A 22627-nucleotide genomic window follows, 5' to 3' on the forward strand; every position below is an offset into this window, starting at 1 on the left:
GTAAACTTTTTCACTCGTCTATACTAAAATACCATTCATCTACACAATTAATTCGCTTAAACTAAATTAAACTTTTTAGGAGAGTAATCGTAATATATTTGTAGTCCAAATCAATAACAAATCAACTTAATTATGAAAATTTTAGCAATCGATGATCAGCAATTGGTTTTATTGCCTTTAGAAAAAAGATTAACTGAACTAGGTTATGAGGTGAAAATTGAAACGAACTCTAAAAAAGGTCTCGAGGTATTTGAAAGTTTTATACCGGATTTAGTGATTGTTGATATAAATATGCCTGGGATTTCAGGTTTAGAGGTTGTAGAGTTTATACGAAATTCCGACAGACCAAATACATCGGTTATGGTGCTTTCAGGTAACACACAAGATAATGTTATAACAAAAGGTTTCGACTTAGGAATTGATGATTACATGAAGAAACCACTTAGTTTAAACGAGGTTTGTGCTCGTGTAAAACGTTTAATTGGAGTTTCAAATCAAACCCAAAAAACGTTGAGTAACGATGTTGTAATTCAGCAAAGATGTGTAGGTGTGGTTATACCATGTTATAATGAAGAGGAACGTTTGTTAAGTGACGAATTTTTAAGTTATATAGATAAATATTCAGGGTATCATTTATGTTTTGTAAATGATGGAAGTAAAGATAATACTTTAGATGTTTTAAAGAATTTACAAAAAGGAAGAGAGGATTTTATCACGGTTTACGATTGTGAAAAAAATGGAGGTAAAGCAGAAGCAGTGCGTTTAGGCATGTTGCACATGGCTACTAAAGAAGATTTAGATTATATAGGATTTTTAGATGCCGATTTATCTACAGATTTAGAAGATTTTGATGATTTAGTCAAGACTATAGAAACTTCAAGTTTTAAAATTGTTAGTGGTTCTAGAATTTCTAGAATGGGTGCAAATATTACTAAAGAATCGGCAAGAAAAATTATTAGTTTAACTATCAATTATATTATCCGTAAAATCTTAAAAATGGATTTTAAAGACACACAATGTGGTGCTAAAATTTTTAGTAAGGATGTTATAAATATAGGTTTTGGTGAAAAGTTTGTAACTCAATGGATTTTCGATGTCGAAATTTTTAAACGAATGAGCCATCATTTCGGTTTAAAGAAAGCTAGAACCCTTTTATGCGAACAACCATTAAAAAGATGGGTTCACGCAGATGGATCAAAATTATCTATGAAAGATTCTATTAAAATAGTAATGCAATTAGGGCAAATAGCTTGGGTTTACAGAAAAAAAAGAAAAATTAATAATTCAGATTTAAAGCACATAGTTGTTAATAACAACTAAGTAAGTTGATTGATTGTTTGGAAAAAAGGAATGCGAAAGCATTCCTTTTTTATTTTAAAATTAACAGCGTTCAATATTATTTTTCCTATTTTTGGCAATCAATAAAAAATATGAAACTAATGAGATTTTTAAGTTTAGCAATTGTAGCTGTGCTACTTGTATCATGTAACAAACAAGGTGTTACAAATAAAACATTAACATCAGAAATAGATTCTGTAAGCTATGCCATTGGTATGGATGTGGCCAAAAATGTAAAAACTAGCTTTGATGAGTTCGATAGCGAACTTTTTATTCAAGGTTTTATGAATGTTACCGATTCTACAAATATGCAATTAGATGCTAATAAAGCACAGCAATTAATTAGAGCTTATTTTCAGAAAAAACAACAAGAAGAAATAGCTAAAAGACAAGAAAAAGCTAAAGAAAATAAAGAAGCTGGCGAAAAGTTTTTAGCCGAAAATAAAACTAAAGATGGCGTGGTAACTACAGAAAGCGGATTACAATACATTGTTTTAAAGGAAGGAACAGGAGCAACACCAACAACTACCGATAGAGTAAAAGTACACTACCATGGTACGTTACTAGATGGTACTGTTTTCGATAGTTCTGTAGATAAAGGTACTCCTGCCGAGTTTGGCGTAACTCAAGTAATAAAAGGCTGGACTGAAGGGTTGCAACTAATGAAAGAAGGTGCAAAATATAAATTTTTTATACCAGGTGATTTAGCATACGGTGCAAACCCAAGACCAGGTGGTAAGATTGAGCCAAATTCAACTTTAGTTTTCGATGTAGAATTACTAGAAATATTAAAATAATTAAAGTTTATACTTTTTAAAAAGGTGCTAAATATATTTAGCACCTTTTTTTATGGCATACATTAAATTACCAAATTGTACCTTTGCGGTATATAAAATTTTAAAATATGAAGCATAAAGCTGGTTTTGTTAATATTATTGGAAATCCTAACGTTGGTAAATCTACACTAATGAATGCTTTTGTAGGAGAGAAACTATCCATTATTACATCGAAGGCGCAAACAACACGTCATCGTATTTTAGGTATTGTTAATGGAGAAGATTTTCAGGTAGTTTTAAGCGATACACCTGGTATTATTAAACCTGCTTACGAGTTACAAGAATCTATGATGGGTTTTGTGAAATCGGCCTTCGAAGATGCCGATGTGCTTATTTACATGGTGGAAATTGGAGAAAAAGCTTTAAAAGATGAAGCCTTCTTTAATAAGATAACCAATTCTAAAATACCTGTTTTATTACTTTTAAATAAAATTGATATTTCAAACCAGGAACAATTGGAAGAACAAGTACAGCTTTGGGCTAAACAAGTACCAAATGCCGAAATTATTCCTATTTCTGCTTTAGAAGGTTTTCAAGTGGAAGAAGTATTTAATAGAATTATAGAAATGCTTCCAGAGTCTCCGCCGTTTTACCCTAAAGATCAATTAACAGATAAGCCAGAGCGCTTTTTTATTAATGAAACTATTCGAGAAAAAATTCTGCTACATTACAAAAAAGAAATTCCTTATGCTGTTGAGGTTGATACTGAAGAGTTTTTAGAAGAAGAAAAAATAATTCGAGTACGCTCCGTTATAATGGTTGAACGCGAGACGCAAAAAGGCATTATTATAGGCCATAAAGGTAGTGCTTTAAAACGAGTAGGAGTAGAAGCAAGGAAAGATTTAGAGGCCTTCTTTGGAAAGCAAATTCACCTCGATTTATATGTTAAAGTAAATAAGAATTGGAGAAGTAATCAAAACCAATTAAGGCGTTTTGGCTATAATAATTAAATAATAGTAAGTTTTTATTAGGATAACAATAAGTTAATATAATAACTACATATTTGCAATGTCAAAAAAATAAAATTTGACAAGTTTTGAGTTAGTTAGTTTTAAAAAAGCTTTAATTGATGTTTCTTCACTTTTCAATTAGGGCTTTTTTGTTTTTATAACTTATTAAAGTGTTTGGAAACTAATGCTATCTCCAATAGAAATTTGTTTTTCATCAACTAAACCTGTATTGATTTCAAATACATATTTTGCAGGTACCTTAGATGATAACGAAGCTTCATTATAGGGTTTTGCGTTTTTTTGAAAACTCACGATTTTATTTTTATCGTCAATAAAAATAAGATCTAAAGCTATTTTTGTGTTCTTCATGTAAAACGACCGCGGTTGCATATTGTTAAAAATAAAAAGCATGCCACGAGTTGGTTTCATACTATTTCTATACATTAAACCGGTTTGAGTTTCGTATTCGGTTTCGGCAATTTCTATATCAAAATTTACTAGAGTGCTATCTTTTTTAAAAATAGTTAACTCACCTTCTTTAGTAAAAGTAACTTCGGTTTGTTTAATTACTTTTTTTTCTTCTTTACACGACGTAAAAACAAGTACCAAACTTAAAAATAAAACAGAAAAATAGCTTTTAATAGTCATTACTTTACTGCTGTTTTAGGTTTGTAAACAAACATAAAATATAAACCAATTAAAATAAACGGAATACTTAACCATTGCCCTGTGTTTAAGCCAAACCAGTTAATATATTCTTCACCTTGTGGTTCTTTAAAAAACTCAATAACTAAGCGAATGGACCATAATAAAATTAAAAATAAGCCAAATAAAAATCCGGTTTGCTCGCTTTTTTTAGTTTTAGCGTAGAAATACAATAAAATTAAGAAAACAAAAATATAACAAAACGATTCGTACAGTTGCGCTGGATGTCTGTACGGAATAGCTTCTAATAACGCCGAATTATTGGCAATGGCATCGTAGGCTTTTTGAATATCTTTTATACCTGTAATTTGAGTTGCTTCATATTTGTTATAATAGTCTTGAATAAAACGAACGCCTAATGGGAAATCGCCAGACTTTTTACCAATAATTTCCGAATTTATAAAGTTTCCTATTCTAATAAAAACAGCACCAGAAGCAACAGCAAGTACAATGCGATCTAAAATCCATAAAATAGATTTGTAGTTGTATTTTTTACGGTATAAATACATGCCAATAATAATACCAATGGCAGCTCCGTGACTGGCTAAACCTTGGAAACCTGTAAATTCTATACCGTTTTTAAAACTAAAAGGAAGAAAAATACTAAAGAAATCTTCTTGTATTAATTCCGATTGATAGAACAACACGTGGCCTAATCTCGCTCCAAGCATAGTGGCTAAAACCGTATATATGAATAACGGGTCTAGGTAGTCTAACGAAATTTTTTCTTTCGTAAAAACACGTTTCATTATGTACCAACCAATTACAAAGGCAGCAACCCACATTAGGCTATAAAAATGGATTTTAAGATTTCCAATAATATCAATACCAGTAACGGGGTTCCAATCGAGTTTTAGTAAATGCATATGCGTAATTTTTGGGTAAAGATAACCGTAAATACAATGTTTTTTGTTAATTTTTAATTAATAAGTGAGATGGTTTCTATCTCGAAAATTAAATTCGATTTTCCAGGAATACCTCTATTTCCATATTCGCCATAGGCTAAATGATATGGAATAAAAAATGTGGCTTTATCACCTAAACTTAGTTGTTTTAAGCCTTCTTTTAAACCTGCAATTAAAGGTGCATCTGCACTTAATTCTAATTCTACGGCTTCATACTTATCGGCCAATTTCCGTTTTTCGTTTACAGCATCAAGGGCTTCTGCAATTTCAAGTTTACTGGTTTCAAGTAGTTTGGCGTTTTCGAAATATACGGCATAATGACACAATACGATGTCGCCATCTCTTAGTTTTTCGCCAGTACCTTTTTCTGAAATGAAATATTTTAAACCTGATTCAAGCGTTGCAGCTTGCGACTTTTGAGCATCAAATTTTGTTTTTGAAGCTGTTATTATGGCGGCCTCTTTTTCAGCTTTTTCTTTTGCAAGTCGTTCTTCTTCTGCAAAATGATTAATAAATATATCGTTTGCCTTAAATTTTTTTGCTGTTTTACCTTTTCTAATAATATTTAATTCAGTAATAACAACATCTTCTTTTGGCCGTTTCCTACCATCAACGTCAACGTTTGATATGGAATCTTGAATATTAATGCCAATAACCAATTTACCAAAAACACTGTGTACATTGTCGAGGTGAGGTTTGGGGACTTCGGTTATGAAAAATTGACTACCATTGCTGTTTGGTCCAGAGTTTGCCATAGATAAAATACCGGGTTTGTCATGTTTTAAATCAGGATGAAATTCATCTTTAAATTTATACCCAGGATTTCCCATACCTGTTGTAGTTGGGTCGCCACCTTGTATCATAAACTTATCGATAACTCTATGGAAAATAAGGTTGTTATAATATTTTTTGCCTTTATAAGCACTATCCACCATAGTATTTGTACCTTCCGCAAGTGATACAAAATTAGCTACGGTAATGGGAGTTTTTTCAACTTCTAGTTTTGCAACCATAACGCCTTTAGTTGTTATAAATTCGGCGTAAATACCATCTTCTAATTCAGGATATTGTGCTTTACAAGAAGTTAGGTTAATTAAAAATAATAGGCTTAAAATGAAAGCGGATTTGCTATAAATATTCATTTTTATTGGGTTTGGGTAATGGAGTTTAAGGTTACTTTACAAATTAAAGGTGTGTTATGTTGAATTTTATTCTCGTCTCCATAATAACCATAGGCTTTTTGCGATGGAAATATAAAGGTAACTGTTTCGCCAGCTTTCATTAGTTTTAAACCTTCTCGCATACCAGAAAACAATTCTTCTTTATCCATGGCATAATTTTGAGTTTTTATGTCCTCGGTGGAATAAATTTCATAGCCGTTTAAAGTTTTTACATTGTAATTATAGTTTACAATATCGCCAAATTGAGGTGTTGACAATGTATCTGCTTCAATTTTATTGTTATAGTAATACCAAAACCCATTATCTGAAGCAATGTATTCTTGCTCTTGTTTTTGCATTAGTTTTTCAATTAACGCATGTTCTTTGGCGTTTAATTTTTTATTTCGCTCAATAGATTCATTTATAAACGAACCCGATTTTACCGAAACAGGGCGTCTGGCTTCGGGCGATTTACATCCAAAGATAAAAACTAATAATAAAAAGGTTAAAAATTTATTCATTCTTAAGAGCGTGTTTATAGTTTGGTAATATACTAATAAAATTTTCAACGGTTTCGGTTAACGTTAAGGTGCTTCTGCCACCGGCAGCATTGGTATGTCCGCCACCGTTAAAATGTTCACGAGACATTAAATTAACTGAAAAATTACCTTTAGAGCGCAATGAGATTTTAATAATACCTTCGTGTTTGTCTTCAATAAAAATGGCTGCTAAAACAATACCTTGAAGCGATAAGCCGTAGTTAACAAAACCTTCGGTAAACCCTTTTTTAAAGTTATAACGATTAAGTTCTTCCTGTGAAAGAGTAATGTAAGCGGTGCGACTCTCGGGAATAACTCTTAAATTATTAAGTGCGCAGCCCAAAAGTTGAAGGCGGTCATAACTATTAGTGTCGTATATGTTATTATGTATTTGCGAATTATTAGCTCCTTTTTCAATTAGACTGGCAATTATTTGATGTGTTTTTCCTGTGGTTGAAGGAAAACGGAATGAGCCTGTATCTGTCATAATACCAACATATAGGCAGGTGGCTACATTTGTGTCGATATAATTTTCATGCCCTAACATATTAATGTAATTATAAACCATTTCACAGGTTGAACTCATATTTACATCACTATAGGTGAAATTAGAATAAGTGTCTGGGGACTGGTGATGATCTATCATTATTTTTATTGCACTAGAATTTGTTAACGCTTCTTCCATATTTCCAGTGCGATGAAACGCGTTAAAATCTAAGGTGAAAATGATGTCAGCATTGTTAATATAACTGTCGCAGGCTTCAACGGATTCTTCGTATTTTAATATAGTATCATTTCCCGGAATCCATTTTAAAAATTCTGGGTAATCGTTTGGCATTATTACTTGAACCTCGTGATTTATTTTTTTTAAGTAATGAAATAAGCCTAGAGACGAACCAATGGCATCGCCATCAGGATTTTTATGAGCAACAATTATAATTTTCTTTGGTGTTGAAAATAAGTGTTTTATGTGCGTTAAATCTGTTTTATTCATAGTTGGCGAAGATACAATTTTTTAAAATTGAATAGCTTGTTTTTAATTTTAAATACATTACTTTTGCAGGCAAATAAATAACTTACATGGCAACGAATAGAACATTTACAATGCTTAAGCCTGATGCTGTTGAAAAAGGACACATTGGTGCAATATTAGAAAAAATTTCGGCTTCAGGATTTAAAATTGTAGCAATGAAATTAACACAGTTAACGAAAGCAGATGCTGAAGAATTTTATGCAATACACAGCGAGCGCCCATTTTATGGAGATTTAGTTGAATACATGACTAGAGGTCCAATTGTTGCAGCTATTCTTGAAAAAGATAATGCTGTTGAAGATTTTAGAACTTTAATTGGGGCTACAAATCCAGAAGATGCAGCCGAAGGTACTATTAGAAAATTATTTGCAACATCTATTAGCGAAAACGCGGTACATGGCAGCGATAGTGACGATAATGCTGCTATAGAAGGTGCTTTCCATTTTGCAGGAAGAGATACTTTTTAAGCCCATTTTTGTAACATACAATATTAAAAAACCCGCTATTTGGCGGGTTTTTATTTTTAAAGAGGTTAGCAATTATTTATTTTATATATATTAAATAATTTTTACGTTTACTGCGTTTAAACCTTTTCTTCCTTCTTGTAGTTCGAATTCTACATTATCTCCTTGGTTAATTTCATCAATTAAACCAGAGATGTGAACGAAATGTTCTTTTTTTGAACCATCTTCAACGATAAATCCAAATCCTTTTGAATCGTTAAAGAATTTTACTGTTCCTGTCATTTTTTTTTAAGATATTAAATTAATTATTTATGTTATTGCAAACTCAGTGCCAAATAATAATTATTAGATATCTATTTAACAAAAAGTTAGACACCCGAAAGATAAAAAAAAAGCCTGTTGAAAATAAATTTTCAACAGACTTTTTGAGTTGTAATTGTTAAAGTATATGTTTAGATTACTTTTACGTTTACGGCGTTCAATCCTTTTCTACCTTCTTGTAGATCGAATTCAACATTATCGCCTTCACGAATTTCATCGATAAGTCCTGAAATGTGTACGAAATGTTCTTTGTTGTTGTCGTCTTCTACGATAAATCCAAATCCTTTTGAATCATTGAAGAATTTTACGGTACCTTTACTCATTGTATTTTTATTAAATTAAGATGCAAAGGTAATGTAAATAAGTATAGTAAGTGATTTTTTAGTGGTTTATTTTAAATAAATTTTTAAATGAATTTATCTTAAAATCAGTTTTTTAATAATTTCTTTGCCTAACTCCTCGTTAAGCATGTTAATTATTTTTTGTTTTCCATAGCTTAATTCTTCACGAAGTACACTGGAACTTAAACTAACATAAAGGGTTTCACGATCTAAACTAACCGAAGTGGTATAGTTGTTTATGCCGTTACCCATTAAATTTTCCCAGGCATTGGCAACGTTTACTTTATCTAGGCCTTTATCTAACTTGTTAGTTTCAACAAACTGCTTTAGCGCATCGCTAATACTTAAGTGGTCGTGGTTTCGTTTTGCCATAGTTTTTACAGGTTAAATATCTCGTAGCTTTGGTGTACTTGTTTTACAGCATTTTCGGTTCTGTTAGCATGTGTATCGCTAATAAATAACTGGCCAAAATTTTCATCGTTAACTAATTTAATAATTTGTGCAACTCGGTTTTCATCTAATTTATCAAAAATATCATCGAGTAATAAAATAGGATTAACTCCGCTTTGGGCTTTTATAAAATCGAACTGTGCTAATTTTAAGGCTATTAAAAATGATTTTTGTTGTCCTTGGCTCCCGAATTTTTTAATGGGGTGCGTTTCAATATTAAATTGTAAATCGTCTTTATGTATGCCAACACTAGTGTATTGTAGTGCTTTATCTTTATTAATGGCTTGTTTTAAAAGTGTGTTTAAATCATTATCAAATAAATGGCTATTGTATACCAAATCTACCTCTTCATTACCATTACTAATAGCGTTGTAGCGCGACTTAAAAATAGGAATAAATTCTTGTAAAAAGGCATCACGTTTTTTAAAAACTTGAGAGCCGTATTCGTTTAATTGGTTGTTATAAACATCTAGTGTGTCTTGATTAAACGTATGGTTTAGTGCAAAATATTTTAATAATGCATTACGTTGTGCAAGAGTTTTATTATAACTAATTAATTGGTTTAAATAAGTTTTGTCGCTTTGCGAAATTACACTGTCAATAAATTTTCGGCGGGTATCGCTACCTTCAATAATTAAGTCTCTATCGGCCGGCGAAACAATGACTAAAGGTAAAAAACCAATATGTTCACTAAATTTTTCGTAAGCTTTTCCGTTACGTTTAATAATTTTTTTTTGGCCACGTTTTAGGCTTATCGTTATTTTTTCTTCCGTTTCAATTTTTTCATAATTACCATTTATTACAAAAAAATCTTCATCGTGTTTTATGTTTTGCGATGCTACAGGGTTAAAATAACTTTTTCCGAAAGATAAATGATAAATTGCATCGAGTACATTTGTTTTTCCAATACCATTATTACCAACGATACAGTTAATTTTGTTGTTAAAAACAAACGATTTACTCTCAAAATTTTTGTAATTAAGTAAAGAAAGTGATTTTAAAATCATAAAAAAAGGCAACTATAAATGCATTTAAAGGCTTGCAAGCTTAAAGAAGCGCAAATTATTGAAAAATATCAAATAAATAGGCTTTTAGTTATGAAGAAAAATTTTATTTTTGCGCCACATTAATTTAGACAGCATAGCATGGCGACTTATAAAAAGAAAGGTGGGAAACCACAAACAAAAGTAGAAAAGCAAATTGATATTGAAGAGGATTCTACTACGGCTGAAGTATTTAATACTTTAGATGAAACAGCTTCGAAAACAGAGGCTTTTGTAGAAAAAAATCAAAAATATATATTTATTATAATTGGTGTTGTAGCCTTAATAGTTCTTGGTTCTATGGGGTACAAAGAGTTTATTGCTAAGCCAAAACAAACTAACGCCATGAACGATATGTTCCAGGCGCAAAAGTATTTTAACGAGGCTGTAAATAATGCAGGTGCAGCGAAAGATTCATTATTTAATTTAGCATTAACTGGAGGAGAAGGTAAATTCGGTATGTTAGATATTATTGATGAATACAGCGGAACACCGTCTGCTAATTTAGCAAATTATTATGCTGGTACGGCATACTTAAATTTGAAAGATTACAAAAATGCTATTGAGTATTTAAGTGATTTTAGCAGTGAAGATGAGGTTTTAGCCCCATTAGCAAAAGGAAATATAGGTGATGCCTTTGCTCAATTAAATCAACCAGAAGATGCTTTAAGTTACTACGAAGAAGCAGCAAATATGCGAGATAACGAATACACTACACCAATGTATTTGTATAAAGCAGGTGTAATAGCTTTAGAATTAGGAAAAGCAAGTAAAGCATTAGGTTACTTCGAGACTATAAAAGAAGATTACTCTAATTCAACTGAAGCTTCGCAGGTTGAAGTTTTAATTGGTAAAGCGCAAGTGTTGGCTAATAAATAATATATGGCTACAGAAAATAAAAACTTATCACAATACGATAAAAACACAATCCCAAACGCGAATAACTTTCGGTTTGGGATTGTTGTTTCAGAGTGGAACGAAAACATCACAGAAGGTTTATACCAAGGTGCTTTTGATGCCTTAATTGATAACGGTGTACCTCACAATTCTATAATTCGTTGGGATGTACCAGGAAGCTTCGAGCTAATTTATGGCTGCAAAAAAATGATAGAGCAAAATGTTGATGCTGTAATTGCTATTGGAAGTGTAATACAAGGCGAAACCAAACACTTTGATTTTGTTTGCGAAGGTGTTACTCAAGGTATAAAAGATTTAAATATAATTACAGATACACCAGTAGTATTTTGTGTACTTACCGATAATACCATGCAGCAAGCCATAGATCGTGCTGGAGGTAAACATGGAAATAAAGGTACAGAGGCCGCTATAGCTGCAATAAAAATGGCTAATTTAAGGTCAAATAATTAATAGTAAACTTTTTTAAGTCATCAACAGTCTCCCGTCATTAAGCATTAATGTTAACAATTTTTGGCATTTCTCCACTTAGTTTCTGCCTATTTTTAAGTATTTTTGGGGTTTAAATACCACAATTTTGTTTAAACAACGTAAGCCCAGAACTTTTAATTATCAACCTCGATTTTCAAAGGAAAATAAAGAACAATCTCACGAAAGTGAAACAGATAAAAAAGACTTTGCTTCAAAATGGCGAAATAGTGTTGGTAACAGAAAAAAAGTAAAAGGCATTATGCCAATGCGTACTTTAATTTTGGCTTTGGTATTATTATTGATTTGTATGTATTTACTCGAAAAAAAATACATGTAACTTAAAGCTAAACAGTATGGGACTTTTAAAAACACGTAAAAACAAAAAATTTAATTATCAACCACGTTATTTTGACGATAAAGGTGAAGGTAATCCGTTTGAAATTAAACATAAATTCGACAATTTTAGAAAAACCGTTGAAACTAATAAAAGCATAAAAACCCGATTTAACGAAGCTTTAGACGATTATAAAAATCCAGATAAAGAAGCTAATAGGAGAATTTTAATTATAGTTGGAGTTTTAGTTTTAATATTTTTATTTATAATCGATTTCGATTTATCTATATTTTTTTCATAATTATTTATGGCAGACATTATACAACTTTTACCCGATCATGTAGCAAACCAAATAGCCGCAGGAGAAGTTGTACAGCGCCCAGCTTCGGTAGTAAAAGAACTTCTTGAAAATGCTATTGATGCGGGAGCTAATACTATAAAATTAATTATTAAAGATGCAGGTAAAACCTTAGTACAGGTAATAGATGATGGCAAGGGCATGAGTACTACAGATGCACGTTTAAGTTTTGAGCGTCATGCTACTTCAAAAATTAAATCTGCAGACGATTTATTTCAGCTTAACACTAAAGGATTTCGTGGTGAAGCTCTGGCGAGTATTGCAGCCATTGCCCATGTAGAGCTTAAAACAAAACAAGAAACAGACGATGTTGGTAACACCATACAAATAGAGGGTAGCAAGGTGATTACACAAGAAATTGTGGTAACCCCAAAAGGCACATCGGTTGCGGTAAAAAACTTGTTTTTTAATATACCAGCACGACGTAATTTTTTAAAATCTGATGCGGTAGAATTACGCCATATTATGGATGAGTTTCATCGTGTAGCTTTAGCTCATCCTTCTATAAATTTTCTTTTTTACAATAACGGAAGCGAAACCTTTAATTTGCCGGTTAGTAATTTTAGGCAACGTATTGTAAATATTTTTGGAAGTAAAACCAATGAAAAGTTGGTGCCAGTTAACGAAGATACCGAAGTACTTAAAATTTCTGGTTTTGTTGGTAAGCCCGAGTTTGCCAAAAAAACACGAGGTGAGCAGTATTTTTTTGTGAATAATAGATTTATAAAAAGTGCTTATTTAAATCATGCAATTGCCTCCGCGTTTGAAGGTTTATTAAAAAACGGAACACACGCGAGCTATTTTTTAAATTTAGATGTAGATCCGCAAACCATAGATATTAATATTCACCCCACTAAAACTGAAATTAAGTTTGACGACGAGCATACGCTTTACGCTATTTTACGTTCGGCTGTAAAACATAGTTTAGGGCAATTTAATATAGCGCCAGTTTTAGACTTTGATAGAGATCCTAATTTAGATACCTCGTATACCCAGCAAAAAATTAATATTAAAGCACCGCAAATTGAGGTTGATAGAAGTTTTAATCCGTTTAAAAACGAACCTATTAAAACAGAATCTAAACCGTCTTTCTCTGGTAGACAAACTACATCGTTTAAACCAACTCCAAATAATTGGGATAGTTTGTATATTGGTGTGGCTTCAAAAGAAATAAATAATAACAATGAGACATCTGTAGATTTTAGTGAAGTTCAATTTGAAAGTGAAGAGCAAACGGCTTCAATGTTTGATAATAATGAGGTAGAACAAGCTAATACAACCTATCAAATTCACAATAAATACATTGTAAGCACAATAAAATCTGGTATGTTGGTTATCGATCAATACCGTGCACATCAAAGGGTTTTATATGAAGATTTTTTAAAGAATCTTACTATAAAAGAAGCTACAAGTCAGCAGTTATTATTTCCGCTACAGCTACATTTTTCAAAACAAGATGTAGAAATTATCAGTCAATTAAAAGAAGATTTAGAATTTACAGGATTTTTATTTTCAGAAATAACTAAAGAAACGGTTGAAATTACTGGAGTTCCGGTAGGTGTTCCCGAAAGTGAAGTGTCTATTATTTTAGAACAGTTAATAAGCGATGTAGAAAACGAGGTGCCCGATAGTAATTTTAGTGCGGCCGATTTACTAGCAAAATCTATGGCTAAAAGTTTAGCAATTAAAACAGGGCAGGCTTTAAAAAAAGATGAACAAGAACACTTGGTAAATAAGCTTTTTGCTTGTAAAGAGCCAAACGTTTCGCCAACTAATAAAACAACATTTATTACGATGAGTGTTGATGAGTTAGATAAAAAATTTATATGATGTAACCTACAGCATATAGGTTTATAAAAAGAGAATTTAAATTATGATGAGAATTTCAGATACCGTAAAACACTTAATAATTATTAATGTATTAGTGTTTATAGGTACATTAACAATAGGTGGAGGTCAATTATTTTATGAATGGTTTGCCTTATATTTTCCAAAAAACGAAGCTTTTAAACCTTGGCAAATTATAACACATATGTTTATGCATGGTGGCTTTACACATTTGTTGTTTAATATGTTTGCGCTTTGGATGTTTGGTTCGCCTGTAGAGAATGTTTTAGGATCAAAACGTTTTTTATTTGTTTATATATCAGCTGGTTTAGGTGCTGTGGCATTACAGTTAGGGTATTATTATTTTAAATATATTCCTATGGAGCAAGAAGCTATGGCTTTAGGTTTTACACAAGATCAAATTTTAGAAGTATTTAAAGAAGGCAAAGTATTTCGTGCAATAGGACAAGAGTTTAACGAGATTTATTATGCTTCAATGGTTGGTGCTTCAGGATGTATTATGGGAATTTTAGCTGCTTTTGGAATGATGAACCCTAATGCAGAACTTATGATGATTTTTCTTCCAATTCCTATAAAAGCCAAGTATTTTATCCCAGGAATTATTATATTAGATTTAGTTTCAGGTATAACAGGACAATCCTTTTTTAGTCCAAGTAACACAGCTTATATGGCTCACGTTGGTGGTGCTATTACCGGGTTTATCATTATGTGGTACTGGAAAAAAAATCAGTTTAACCAAAATCGTGGGTATTAATGAGCGCTTTTGTTCAAGATTTAAAATATAAATTTACAAACCTAAATGTGTTAGAAAAAATTATTGCCATTAATTTGGTAGTATTTGTTTTGACCCTTTTATTTAAAAATCAAATGGTTTGGTTAGAATTACCTAGTAGTTTTAGCGAATTTATTATTAAACCATGGACAATAATAAGTTATGCGTTTGTACATTTCGATTTTATGCATGTTTTATTTAATATGCTTTGGTTGTATTTTTTAGGGCGTATGTTTTTAAATTTATTTAGTTCTAAAACGGCTTTAAATATCTATTTTTTAGGTGTTATTCTAGGAGGATTTTTATTTATTTTAGGATATACCTTGTTGCCAAATTTATTTGGTGGTTATTCCAGATTGCTTGGTGCATCGGCGGGTGTAAGAGCATTGCTTATATTTTTATGTGCTTATATGCCTAATCAAGATGTACGATTTTTTACTTTCAATATTAAATTGTGGTATATTGGTTTGGGTATCATTCTGTTAGATTTTTTTGGGTTGTTTGGAGCTAATGCTGGTGGTAATTTGGCACATATAGGTGGTGCTATTCTTGGATATATTTATGCTAAGCAATTACAAAATGGAACGGATATAGGTAAAGACTTTGAGCGCTTTATGGATAAAATTTTTAATTTATTTAAGCCCTCAAAAAAAGGACCATTAAAAACAGTACATAAGAATAAAAATAAAGTTGGGGGTTATACTAAAGCTGATTTTAATAAGTTTAATAATCAAAAAAAGATTGATGTAATTCTAGATAAAATAAGTAAAAGTGGATACGATAGTTTAACATCAGAAGAGAAAGAATTTCTGTTTAGAGCAGGGAAATAACTGTTAAAGCTAGAAGCTAAAGTTTAAAAACTAAGGCATATATAGTAGAAAGCTATGAGTAAACTAAGCTTCACGAATAAAATAGTTTATTTTTTAAATACGGTAGTTGCTGTATTACTTTTGCTGTCTTATATTTTACCGTTTTTGCCACCTAAAACCTTTAGCATACTTGCAGTACTTAATTTAGGGGTTTCGTTTTTAATAATACTTAATGTTGTATTTTTTATTTATTGGTTAATTAAGTTTAAACGAAAGTTTATGCTGTCTTTAACCGTATTGCTCATAGGTTATTTTGGCTTTGGTTCGCTTTACAAGTTTTCATCTGCTAAAAATATTGAAGATAGCGGTAATTTTAAAGTGATGAATTATAATGTTCGTTTGTTTAATTTATACGAATGGTTACCAGGAACCGATGTTGATGCTAAAATTATAGATTTAATTAAGACAGAATCGCCAGATATTTTAAGCCTTCAAGAATATCATTCTCGGGAGGATGTTAATTTATCCTTTTTTAAATATAAGTATGAAAAGCTTTCAGGTAAAAAAATAAAATCGGGACAAGCCATTTACTCTCAGTTTCCCATAATAAACTCGGGTTCTATTGAGTTTCCAAATACATCAAATAATGCCATTTATGCCGATGTTGTTAAAGGAAATGATACTATTCGTGTGTATAATATTCATTTGGAGTCTATGCGAATTAACACACAGGTTGAAAGTTTAAAAAAGGAGAACTCCGAGCGTTTGTTTAATCGTATTAGCAATACATTTAAAATGCAACAGTTTCAAACGGAATTGTTTTTAATGCACAAAAAGCAATGTGATTATAAAATGATTATTTGTGGCGATTTTAATAACACCGCTTTTTCATATGTATATAAAACTATAAAAGGAGATTTAAACGATACATTTATTCAGGCGGGTTCTGGTTTTGGTCGTACATATCATTTTAAATTCTTTCCTATTCGTATAGACTTTATTTTTGCAGATCAAGCTTTTAATGTAAATGGTTTTAAAACATACGATAACTACTATTCCGATCATTATCCAATTACAACAACTTTAAGTTTAAAAAAATAGCATAACTTCTACTTAACATGTTTGCTTAAAAATTAGCTTTATAGCTATTTCCCGATAACTTTATAATAATCTTTACAAGCTATGTTTGTTTATTAATAACCATTTAGTTTTTAACAATGCAAACGCAACACAATACACAACAACCTGAAGTTTTTTTTCATGTAGGTACCGCAAAAACAGGAACAACTTTTTTACAATATCGCGTATTCCCAAAGTTACAAGGCCTTTCATATATTCAACGTACACGCTACAAAAAAGCTATTAAAATTATAAAAAAAGGCGAACACAACCGATATTTAGTGTCTCGAGAGTTAGATCGACGTGTTTTTAAAAAAGAAGTAGAGCGTTTTGCAAAAGCATACCCAAATACCTTAGCAATTATTGTATTTAGAAGGCATGATAGCTATATAGCATCAGAGTATCGCAGGTATGTAAAAAATGGTTTTACAGGAAGTTTTAAAGATTTTTTTGATGTACAAAATGATTCAGGGTTCTTTAAAAAAGAACATATGGACTACGATAGACAAATAAAAATATTAGAAAAAAACTTTAATAAAAAACCGCTTGTTTTAGTTTACAACGATTTAAAAAATGATTCTAAAGCATTTATAGGAGGCATTGCAAATGCTTTAGAAGCTACTGTAGATTTAAGTAATTTAGATTTATCTAGAAAACACAAATCCTATTCCGAAAAACAATTAAAAGCGATGCAATTTATGGGTAAGTATATTAACATGACCAAACGTCGCGGATTTAAAAACAGCTTTTTAAACTTATTATTTAGGCTGTATTTAGGAACATTACGATATGGAATTCTGCATGGTGCGCGATTATTGCCAGATACCATGTTTTCAAAATCACCACTTATTAGCAAGAAGGATTTAAAAGAGGTTAAAAAATATTACAAAGAAGAATGGAAGGCTTGTAAAGCTTATAGTACGCGCTTAGTTGTAGACGAAACGCTTGTTGAAATAACCGATTTACAAGAAGATTTAATTTACGGCGGAATATAGCTTACATAAAAAGGCAATCTAAAATATCGGCAATAATGTGAATTACGAGGCCTAAGGCCACTAATCGCGATTTTTTAGGTACTAGAAGAAATATATAAAACAAAATAGTAAACCCAGAATGTAACGGATGATAGCCAATACTACAACGACCCGAGTCGAAAATTGGTGTGGCTAATAAATGGTCTAAATCTATTAATATTCCAGCAACCATGGTTAGGTAGGCAATTTTCCAGTTGGCTTTATAAAACAATAAAGCAATTACAAGTGGTAATAAAAAGTGTGTGCCGTAATGTACAATGGGTTGTAGCATTATATTGCATTTAGTTGCTGAGACTCTAAATAATTTAAGGCATTTGGGCCTTCGTTAAATAGTAAATCCAGAATACTTAAATTGGGTATAAAACCGTGTTTACTGCTAAAAACTTGGGTGTAGCTATCAAAGTTAGGCGTGCTTTCCTTTTTTGCATTAACTAGTGGTCTAAAATCTGTTTTATCGTTTATTTCTTTTTGATAAGTTTCAGATTTAGTAAAATTTAAATCCAATTGTAAACAATCACAAATTACCTCAAAACACTTCAAATTAAAATCTAGAATATAGTCTTGTTTTGTTGTAAATAATGGTTGTAATTCATCTTCATAAAATTCAAAAAAAGGTGAAGTTTTGTAAGCCGATTCTAAAGATTTCCAATGATTAAGTTGCCATTTTTCTTCATTAAAAATTTTAACGTCGCGGTATTTTTGTCTGTTTTTTTGCGAGTAACTAACTGGAATATTTAAAGTAAGTTTTCCGTTTGCGCCGTAAATATTTGTACGATTACGGTAGGTTTGTTTTATAAAATTATCATCCATTTCAAAACATACTTCGTCTGCATTTGCCATAGCAACAAAGTGTTTAATGTTTGGAAAATATGTTGGGTGGATAATAATGTTCATAATCTAAATTCCCACTATAGTGGGAATCTTAATAGAAGTTGTCTTAATGTTTTAAATCGCTTAAAGTGTATGAAGTGTTTCGATAGTTTTTGTTATTCTGCCTTCTTACGCTTACGCCATTGGCTAAACCCAAAATAAGCAGCTATTAAAACTAAAAATGGAATTAAGAAAGAGGTTGCTTTTCCAGTACCAGAAACGGTTGTAAAAAAGCGTTTCCAACGTGGGCTAGAGCCATCCCAACTCATCCAAATAAACACCGGTTTACCAACCACATGGCTAAACGGTACAAATCCCCACGCACGAGCATCGATAGAGTTGTGGCGGTTATCGCCCATCATCCAATAATAATTTTGTTTAAAGGTGTAGCTGTTGGCCACTTCACCATTTATTAAAATTTGGTTGCCGTTTACGCTTAAGGTATTGCCTTCGTATTCTGTAATGGCACGTTTATAAAGTGGTAAATTATCTACTGTAATTGCTATACTTTTTCCTTCTTCAGGAATATAAAGTGGTCCAAACTGATCTATATTCCAGTTGTAATTTGGGTCATGCGGAAAAATACTAGGATCGCGCTCGCCTTTTTCTTTTATGTTGGGCGTAATGCTAACTACATTTGGGTTGTTTTTAAATTTGGCTAATGCTTCATCTGAAATAGCTGAAAAATAATAGGTGTTTTGGTTATTTATAATTCCAAAACCATCAGTAATATCGTAGCGATCTTTTAAGTATTTTGGGTTAAACTGACTCGTTTTAGGCTGTACAAAATAGCTAAATTGTAAGTGAGCTCTATCCGGTAGTTCGTTTTTCTTTCCGTTAATATAAACAAAACCATCGCGAACTTCTAAAGTATCACCAGCAACACCAACACAACGTTTAACTAAGTTGGTTTTTTTATCGATTGGCTTGTAGTAATTACGATCTGGATGAAAATTATTCATATCTAAAAGCGTATCGGCTGGTTGGTTAAATACTACAATATCGTTACGCTCTATTTTTTCAAATCCAGGAATGCGTAAATATGGTAGTTGTAACAAGTTTTTCCATGACTTACTATCCTTATGGTCGTCGAATAAATACGATTTCTTTTGTAATATAGGAATAGTGTCGTGTACCATTGGAGCAGCTACAGTTGTGTTTGGTACACGCGCACCGTAGTGAAATTTACTAACAAATAAAAAGTCGCCAACTAGCAACGATTTTTCTAGGGACGACGACGGAATAGTAAATGGCTGTATAAAATAAGTGTGTACAATAGTTGCAGCCACGATAGCGAATAAAATAGAACTTGTCCATTCACCAGAACCAGATTTTGGTTGTAAACTCCTGTTCTCAATATAACTTACATCTGCAACATAATTTAAATAGTAGTTGTAAAAACCTAAGGTTAAAACAGCAAGGGCAGTGTCTAAATGAGTGTTTTTACCAAAACTTCTGGCAGTTTCTACCCAAACTACAATAAACATGATTAGGTTTACAATGGGTAGGAATAATAAAATTGTCCACCACCAAGGGCGGTTAATTATTTTCATTAAAATTACGGCATTATAAACCGGAACAAATGCTTCCCAAGCTTGTTTACCTGCTTTAATATAAAGTTTCCAGGTGCCTAAACCATGAATTACTTGAATAATTAAAAAGAAAATAAACCACTGAGACCAAGTCATAATTTTAAATTTTTATTGTTTTGTTAGTGCTATACTGAATTTATTAGTTACAAACTTAAGTAGTTTTAACCAATATTTAACACGTCGTTCATAGTAAATACACCTGTTTTGCCAATAATCCATTCGGCAGCGATTACTGCTCCTAGTGCAAAGCCTTGGCGGTTATGGGCAACGTGGTCTATGGTTATGGTGTCTACTTCGCTAGCGTAAGTAATGGTATGTGTACCTGGAACATCTTCAATACGTTTTGCTGTAATTGGAATTATGTTTTCTCCGTTTTCATCTAATTTCCAATCGCTAAAATTATTATTGTTTGAAATTATATCGTTGGCTAAAGAAATAGCAGTACCGCTTGGTGCATCAAGTTTTTGGGTGTGATGAATTTCTTCCATTGAAACGTTGTATTGTTTTAAGTTACTCATCATTTTTGCTAAGTACTTATTCATTTCAAAGAAAATATTAACTCCTAAACTAAAATTTGATGCATAAATAAATGCGCCTTTTTTTTCGTTACATAAGGCAACAGCATTGTCGAAATTATCTAGCCAACCAGTAGTGCCTGAAATTACAGGAACACCATTATTTAAGCAGTTAGAAATATTATTAAAAGCCACGTTTGGAATACTAAAGTCTATAGCAACATCGGCCAGTGTAATATCGTAATCGGTGTTGTCTTTGTCTATTTTTAAAACAATTTCATGTCCGCGGTTAATGGCAATTTGTTCAATGGTTTTGCCCATTTTTCCGTATCCTAGTAAAGCTATTTTCATATGTTTATAATGGTAATTCTGTTTTATAAAGGCTAAAACTTAAAATTTAATGTAAGGCCTAAATTATTTGTAGCGTTAATTTCATTAAACTCGTAATGTGGGGCCAAAGATAAGTTTTCATCTACGTTGTATTGCATTAAATGCGCATCAACATTAGCATCAATTATGTTTAAAGCATATAAACCAATAGTTACTAATAATGAAATTTCTTTTTGTTGTTTGTAAAAATCTTGCGCAGTTTCAAGATTGTCTGTAGATATTCTAGGCTCGTCTAATAGTGTTCCATTGGTATCGTAATAAAATTCATCATTTGTAAAACCTGCAAGTCTACTTTTATAAGCATCACGGTAACGATTGTACTGTTTGTTATTATCAATATAAAAATATAGCCCTGTACCAAGTGCCGCATAAACTAATGGAACTTTCCAGTATTTTTTGTTGTACACTTGGCCTAAACCTGGTAAAATGGCCGAGAAAAAGGCGGCTTTTGCTGGTCGTAAGGCATCAATAGGTTCTCGAATTTCAAAAATAGAATCGATAACGACTTCTTCTGGAAGTTGTTGTTTTTTTGATTCTTTGGTTTTGTTTTCGTTTTGAGCTAGTAATGAAAAACTACAGAATAAAAATAAAAGACTTGCTATTACGGTTTTATTTAGCACCTTCAACTAATTTTTTAATACGGTTAAAATCTTCTTCGGAATGAAAGGGAATAGTAATTTTTCCTTTACCGTTTTTAGAGACTTTAACGTCAATTTTATGCCCAAAGTATTCCGAAAACGAATTAATTCCGGTTTTTATAAACGTCGGTATGTCATTATCTGCTTTACTTGCAGAAGCATTATTGCTTGGGGAGTTTATATTACGAACCATATTTTCGGTATCTCTAACCGATAACTTTTTGGTAAGAATACTTTCGTAAATATCAAGCTGTATACTGGTGTCGTCTATGGCAATTAAAGCGCGACCATGACCCATAGATATAAAGCCATCACGCATACCTGTTTGAATAATAGGATCTAATTTTAATAAACGCAAATAATTAGTAATGGTTGAGCGTTTTTTGCCTACGCGCTCACTCATTTGTTCTTGGGTTAAATTTATCTCGTCGATTAAACGTTGGTATGATAATGCAATTTCAATAGGATCTAAATCTTGACGTTGAATGTTTTCAACCAAGGCCATTTCTAGCGATTCTTGGTCGTTGGCTATTCTTACATAGGCAGGAATAGTTTCAAGATTAATTAATTTTGAAGCTCTAAAACGACGTTCACCAGAAACCAATTGGTATTTGTTATGTGCCATCTTTCTAACCGTAATAGGTTGAATGATGCCTAACTCTCTTATTGAAGATGCTAATTCGCGTAATGATTCTTCACTAAAATTTGTTCGTGGTTGAAACGGATTAACTTCAATATGCTCTAAATCTAATTCAACTATATTGCCAATAACTTTATCAGCATTTTTATCTTGTGCTGACTGGATATCGTTATCCGGATCTTTTAATAAGGCCGATAAGCCTCTTCCTAAAGCTTGTTTCTTGTTTGCCTTCGCCAT

At 31.7% G+C, this 22627-nt stretch carries 28 protein-coding genes; 13 read left to right on the plus strand and 15 right to left on the minus strand.

Features of this window, described 5'->3' with window-relative positions:
- Positions 1-132: 132 nt before the first annotated feature.
- The 3 genes from PW52_RS13845 (at position 133) to era (ending at position 3124) form a co-directional block, all read left to right on the plus strand.
- On the plus strand, positions 133-1320 hold the full coding sequence (locus PW52_RS13845) for a glycosyltransferase (protein ID WP_044633569.1): 1188 nt from the start codon (positions 133-135) through the stop codon (positions 1318-1320).
- Positions 1321-1439: 119 nt separating this feature from the next.
- Positions 1440-2135 carry an FKBP-type peptidyl-prolyl cis-trans isomerase gene (locus PW52_RS13850; RefSeq protein ID WP_316930150.1) on the plus strand — a complete coding sequence of 232 codons (696 nt, stop codon included), beginning with the start codon at positions 1440-1442 and terminating at the stop codon, positions 2133-2135.
- 107 nt (positions 2136-2242) lie between these two features.
- A complete protein-coding gene (era, locus tag PW52_RS13855; protein WP_044633571.1) occupies positions 2243-3124 on the plus strand; it encodes a GTPase Era in 882 nt (293 codons plus the stop codon).
- 165 nt (positions 3125-3289) lie between these two features.
- Here the strand turns inward: era and PW52_RS13860 are convergent, their stop codons facing one another.
- Genes PW52_RS13860 through PW52_RS13880 form a run of 5 tightly spaced genes read right to left on the minus strand, consistent with a single transcriptional unit; the run spans position 3290 to position 7427 of the window.
- Positions 3290-3772 carry a DUF192 domain-containing protein gene (locus PW52_RS13860; protein WP_044633572.1) on the minus strand — a complete coding sequence of 161 codons (483 nt, stop codon included), beginning with the start codon at positions 3770-3772 and terminating at the stop codon, positions 3290-3292.
- Entirely contained in the window at positions 3772-4695 is a 924-nt protein-coding gene (gene lgt / locus PW52_RS13865) for a prolipoprotein diacylglyceryl transferase (RefSeq protein WP_044633573.1), read from the minus strand. Before lgt ends, PW52_RS13860 begins: the two co-directional genes overlap by 1 nt.
- Before the next feature lie 53 nt (positions 4696-4748).
- Positions 4749-5876: a peptidylprolyl isomerase gene (locus PW52_RS13870; RefSeq protein WP_044633574.1), complete on the minus strand. Its 1128-nt coding sequence runs from the start codon at positions 5874-5876 to the stop codon at positions 4749-4751.
- A gap of 2 nt (positions 5877-5878) precedes the next feature.
- Positions 5879-6415, minus strand: a complete 537-nt coding sequence (gene gldI, locus PW52_RS13875) for a gliding motility-associated peptidyl-prolyl isomerase GldI (protein ID WP_044633575.1) — start codon at positions 6413-6415, stop codon at positions 5879-5881.
- Positions 6408-7427: a DHH family phosphoesterase gene (locus tag PW52_RS13880; RefSeq protein ID WP_044633576.1), complete on the minus strand. Its 1020-nt coding sequence runs from the start codon at positions 7425-7427 to the stop codon at positions 6408-6410. Before PW52_RS13880 ends, gldI begins: the two co-directional genes overlap by 8 nt.
- A gap of 86 nt (positions 7428-7513) precedes the next feature.
- On the opposite strand from PW52_RS13880, the gene PW52_RS13885 reads away from it, so the two are divergent.
- Entirely contained in the window at positions 7514-7933 is a 420-nt protein-coding gene (locus PW52_RS13885; RefSeq protein WP_044633577.1) for a nucleoside-diphosphate kinase, read from the plus strand.
- 90 nt (positions 7934-8023) lie between these two features.
- On the opposite strand, the gene PW52_RS13890 is transcribed toward PW52_RS13885, so the two are convergent.
- The 4 genes from PW52_RS13890 to recF form a co-directional block, all read right to left on the minus strand.
- Positions 8024-8212, minus strand: a complete 189-nt coding sequence (locus PW52_RS13890) for a cold-shock protein (RefSeq protein ID WP_044633578.1) — start codon at positions 8210-8212, stop codon at positions 8024-8026.
- A 170-nt stretch (positions 8213-8382) separates the two neighbouring features.
- The gene (locus PW52_RS13895; protein ID WP_044633579.1) at positions 8383-8574 is read right to left on the minus strand and encodes a cold-shock protein; all 192 of its coding nucleotides are present in this window, start codon (positions 8572-8574) and stop codon (positions 8383-8385) included.
- Between the two features lie 93 nt (positions 8575-8667).
- Positions 8668-8964, minus strand: coding sequence for a DUF721 domain-containing protein (locus PW52_RS13900; protein WP_044633580.1), 297 nt, complete (start codon positions 8962-8964; stop codon positions 8668-8670).
- A 5-nt stretch (positions 8965-8969) separates the two neighbouring features.
- Positions 8970-10049, minus strand: coding sequence for a DNA replication/repair protein RecF (gene recF / locus PW52_RS13905; protein WP_044633581.1), 1080 nt, complete (start codon positions 10047-10049; stop codon positions 8970-8972).
- 138 nt (positions 10050-10187) lie between these two features.
- Between recF and PW52_RS13910 the strand changes: the two genes are divergently transcribed.
- The 9 genes from PW52_RS13910 to PW52_RS13950 all read left to right on the plus strand — a co-directional run bounded on the left by PW52_RS13910 (position 10188) and on the right by PW52_RS13950 (position 17706).
- A complete protein-coding gene (locus PW52_RS13910; protein WP_044633582.1) occupies positions 10188-10964 on the plus strand; it encodes a tetratricopeptide repeat protein in 777 nt (258 codons plus the stop codon).
- 3 nt (positions 10965-10967) lie between these two features.
- A complete protein-coding gene (gene ribH, locus PW52_RS13915; RefSeq protein WP_044633583.1) occupies positions 10968-11453 on the plus strand; it encodes a 6,7-dimethyl-8-ribityllumazine synthase in 486 nt (161 codons plus the stop codon).
- Between the two features lie 124 nt (positions 11454-11577).
- Positions 11578-11808 (plus strand): hypothetical protein, encoded by a 231-nt coding sequence (locus PW52_RS13920; RefSeq protein WP_044633584.1) that lies wholly within the window; start codon positions 11578-11580, stop codon positions 11806-11808.
- Between the two features lie 16 nt (positions 11809-11824).
- Positions 11825-12106 carry a hypothetical protein gene (locus tag PW52_RS13925; RefSeq protein ID WP_044633585.1) on the plus strand — a complete coding sequence of 94 codons (282 nt, stop codon included), beginning with the start codon at positions 11825-11827 and terminating at the stop codon, positions 12104-12106.
- 6 nt (positions 12107-12112) lie between these two features.
- Positions 12113-13993: a DNA mismatch repair endonuclease MutL gene (gene mutL / locus PW52_RS13930; protein WP_044633586.1), complete on the plus strand. Its 1881-nt coding sequence runs from the start codon at positions 12113-12115 to the stop codon at positions 13991-13993.
- A 43-nt stretch (positions 13994-14036) separates the two neighbouring features.
- Positions 14037-14765, plus strand: a complete 729-nt coding sequence (locus PW52_RS13935) for a rhomboid family intramembrane serine protease (RefSeq protein WP_044633587.1) — start codon at positions 14037-14039, stop codon at positions 14763-14765.
- Positions 14765-15613 (plus strand): rhomboid family protein, encoded by an 849-nt coding sequence (locus PW52_RS13940; RefSeq protein WP_044633588.1) that lies wholly within the window; start codon positions 14765-14767, stop codon positions 15611-15613. The genes PW52_RS13935 and PW52_RS13940 overlap by 1 nt, the downstream gene beginning before the upstream one ends.
- Positions 15614-15667: 54 nt before the next feature.
- The gene (locus PW52_RS13945; RefSeq protein WP_044633589.1) at positions 15668-16693 is read left to right on the plus strand and encodes an endonuclease/exonuclease/phosphatase family protein; all 1026 of its coding nucleotides are present in this window, start codon (positions 15668-15670) and stop codon (positions 16691-16693) included.
- A gap of 116 nt (positions 16694-16809) precedes the next feature.
- On the plus strand, positions 16810-17706 hold the full coding sequence (locus PW52_RS13950) for a hypothetical protein (protein ID WP_044633590.1): 897 nt from the start codon (positions 16810-16812) through the stop codon (positions 17704-17706).
- A 1-nt stretch (position 17707) separates the two neighbouring features.
- Here the strand turns inward: PW52_RS13950 and PW52_RS13955 are convergent, their stop codons facing one another.
- The 6 genes from PW52_RS13955 to PW52_RS13980 form a co-directional block, all read right to left on the minus strand.
- Positions 17708-18016 (minus strand): DUF6122 family protein, encoded by a 309-nt coding sequence (locus PW52_RS13955; protein ID WP_044633591.1) that lies wholly within the window; start codon positions 18014-18016, stop codon positions 17708-17710.
- Positions 18016-18639 carry a WbqC family protein gene (locus tag PW52_RS13960; protein WP_205618142.1) on the minus strand — a complete coding sequence of 208 codons (624 nt, stop codon included), beginning with the start codon at positions 18637-18639 and terminating at the stop codon, positions 18016-18018. Before PW52_RS13960 ends, PW52_RS13955 begins: the two co-directional genes overlap by 1 nt.
- 92 nt (positions 18640-18731) lie before the next feature.
- Positions 18732-20303, minus strand: a complete 1572-nt coding sequence (gene lepB, locus PW52_RS13965; protein ID WP_044633593.1) for a signal peptidase I — start codon at positions 20301-20303, stop codon at positions 18732-18734.
- 65 nt (positions 20304-20368) lie between these two features.
- The gene (gene dapB / locus PW52_RS13970; RefSeq protein WP_044633594.1) at positions 20369-21073 is read right to left on the minus strand and encodes a 4-hydroxy-tetrahydrodipicolinate reductase; all 705 of its coding nucleotides are present in this window, start codon (positions 21071-21073) and stop codon (positions 20369-20371) included.
- Between the two features lie 32 nt (positions 21074-21105).
- Positions 21106-21732 carry a DUF5683 domain-containing protein gene (locus tag PW52_RS13975; protein ID WP_044633643.1) on the minus strand — a complete coding sequence of 209 codons (627 nt, stop codon included), beginning with the start codon at positions 21730-21732 and terminating at the stop codon, positions 21106-21108.
- Entirely contained in the window at positions 21722-22627 is a 906-nt protein-coding gene (locus PW52_RS13980) for a ParB/RepB/Spo0J family partition protein (RefSeq protein ID WP_044633595.1), read from the minus strand. The genes PW52_RS13975 and PW52_RS13980 overlap by 11 nt, the downstream gene beginning before the upstream one ends.

The sequence above is a fragment of the Neotamlana sedimentorum genome (assembly GCF_000943565.1).
Taxonomy (GTDB): Bacteria; Bacteroidota; Bacteroidia; order Flavobacteriales; family Flavobacteriaceae; genus Neotamlana; species Neotamlana sedimentorum.

Excerpts from the sequence above, each read along its gene's own strand:
- PW52_RS13980 (WP_044633595.1), bottom strand. The coding sequence starts at position 22,627 with ATGGCGAAGGCAAACAAGAAACAAGCTTTAGGAAGAGGCTTATCGGCC.
- PW52_RS13945 (WP_044633589.1), top strand. The coding sequence starts at position 15,668 with ATGAGTAAACTAAGCTTCACGAATAAAATAGTTTATTTTTTAAATACG.
- ribH (WP_044633583.1), top strand. The coding sequence starts at position 10,968 with ATGGCTACAGAAAATAAAAACTTATCACAATACGATAAAAACACAATC.
- PW52_RS13910 (WP_044633582.1), top strand. The coding sequence starts at position 10,188 with ATGGCGACTTATAAAAAGAAAGGTGGGAAACCACAAACAAAAGTAGAA.
- PW52_RS13845 (WP_044633569.1), top strand. The coding sequence starts at position 133 with ATGAAAATTTTAGCAATCGATGATCAGCAATTGGTTTTATTGCCTTTA.
- gldI (WP_044633575.1), bottom strand. The coding sequence starts at position 6,415 with ATGAATAAATTTTTAACCTTTTTATTATTAGTTTTTATCTTTGGATGT.
- PW52_RS13940 (WP_044633588.1), top strand. The coding sequence starts at position 14,765 with ATGAGCGCTTTTGTTCAAGATTTAAAATATAAATTTACAAACCTAAAT.
- lgt (WP_044633573.1), bottom strand. The coding sequence starts at position 4,695 with ATGCATTTACTAAAACTCGATTGGAACCCCGTTACTGGTATTGATATT.
- PW52_RS13850 (WP_316930150.1), top strand. The coding sequence starts at position 1,440 with ATGAGATTTTTAAGTTTAGCAATTGTAGCTGTGCTACTTGTATCATGT.
- PW52_RS13900 (WP_044633580.1), bottom strand. The coding sequence starts at position 8,964 with ATGGCAAAACGAAACCACGACCACTTAAGTATTAGCGATGCGCTAAAG.
- PW52_RS13895 (WP_044633579.1), bottom strand. The coding sequence starts at position 8,574 with ATGAGTAAAGGTACCGTAAAATTCTTCAATGATTCAAAAGGATTTGGA.
- PW52_RS13880 (WP_044633576.1), bottom strand. The coding sequence starts at position 7,427 with ATGAATAAAACAGATTTAACGCACATAAAACACTTATTTTCAACACCA.
- PW52_RS13870 (WP_044633574.1), bottom strand. The coding sequence starts at position 5,876 with ATGAATATTTATAGCAAATCCGCTTTCATTTTAAGCCTATTATTTTTA.
- PW52_RS13960 (WP_205618142.1), bottom strand. The coding sequence starts at position 18,639 with ATGAACATTATTATCCACCCAACATATTTTCCAAACATTAAACACTTT.
- PW52_RS13885 (WP_044633577.1), top strand. The coding sequence starts at position 7,514 with ATGGCAACGAATAGAACATTTACAATGCTTAAGCCTGATGCTGTTGAA.
- mutL (WP_044633586.1), top strand. The coding sequence starts at position 12,113 with ATGGCAGACATTATACAACTTTTACCCGATCATGTAGCAAACCAAATA.
- era (WP_044633571.1), top strand. The coding sequence starts at position 2,243 with ATGAAGCATAAAGCTGGTTTTGTTAATATTATTGGAAATCCTAACGTT.
- PW52_RS13860 (WP_044633572.1), bottom strand. The coding sequence starts at position 3,772 with ATGACTATTAAAAGCTATTTTTCTGTTTTATTTTTAAGTTTGGTACTT.
- PW52_RS13925 (WP_044633585.1), top strand. The coding sequence starts at position 11,825 with ATGGGACTTTTAAAAACACGTAAAAACAAAAAATTTAATTATCAACCA.
- lepB (WP_044633593.1), bottom strand. The coding sequence starts at position 20,303 with ATGACTTGGTCTCAGTGGTTTATTTTCTTTTTAATTATTCAAGTAATT.
- PW52_RS13935 (WP_044633587.1), top strand. The coding sequence starts at position 14,037 with ATGATGAGAATTTCAGATACCGTAAAACACTTAATAATTATTAATGTA.
- PW52_RS13955 (WP_044633591.1), bottom strand. The coding sequence starts at position 18,016 with ATGCTACAACCCATTGTACATTACGGCACACACTTTTTATTACCACTT.
- PW52_RS13890 (WP_044633578.1), bottom strand. The coding sequence starts at position 8,212 with ATGACAGGAACAGTAAAATTCTTTAACGATTCAAAAGGATTTGGATTT.
- recF (WP_044633581.1), bottom strand. The coding sequence starts at position 10,049 with ATGATTTTAAAATCACTTTCTTTACTTAATTACAAAAATTTTGAGAGT.
- dapB (WP_044633594.1), bottom strand. The coding sequence starts at position 21,073 with ATGAAAATAGCTTTACTAGGATACGGAAAAATGGGCAAAACCATTGAA.
- PW52_RS13950 (WP_044633590.1), top strand. The coding sequence starts at position 16,810 with ATGCAAACGCAACACAATACACAACAACCTGAAGTTTTTTTTCATGTA.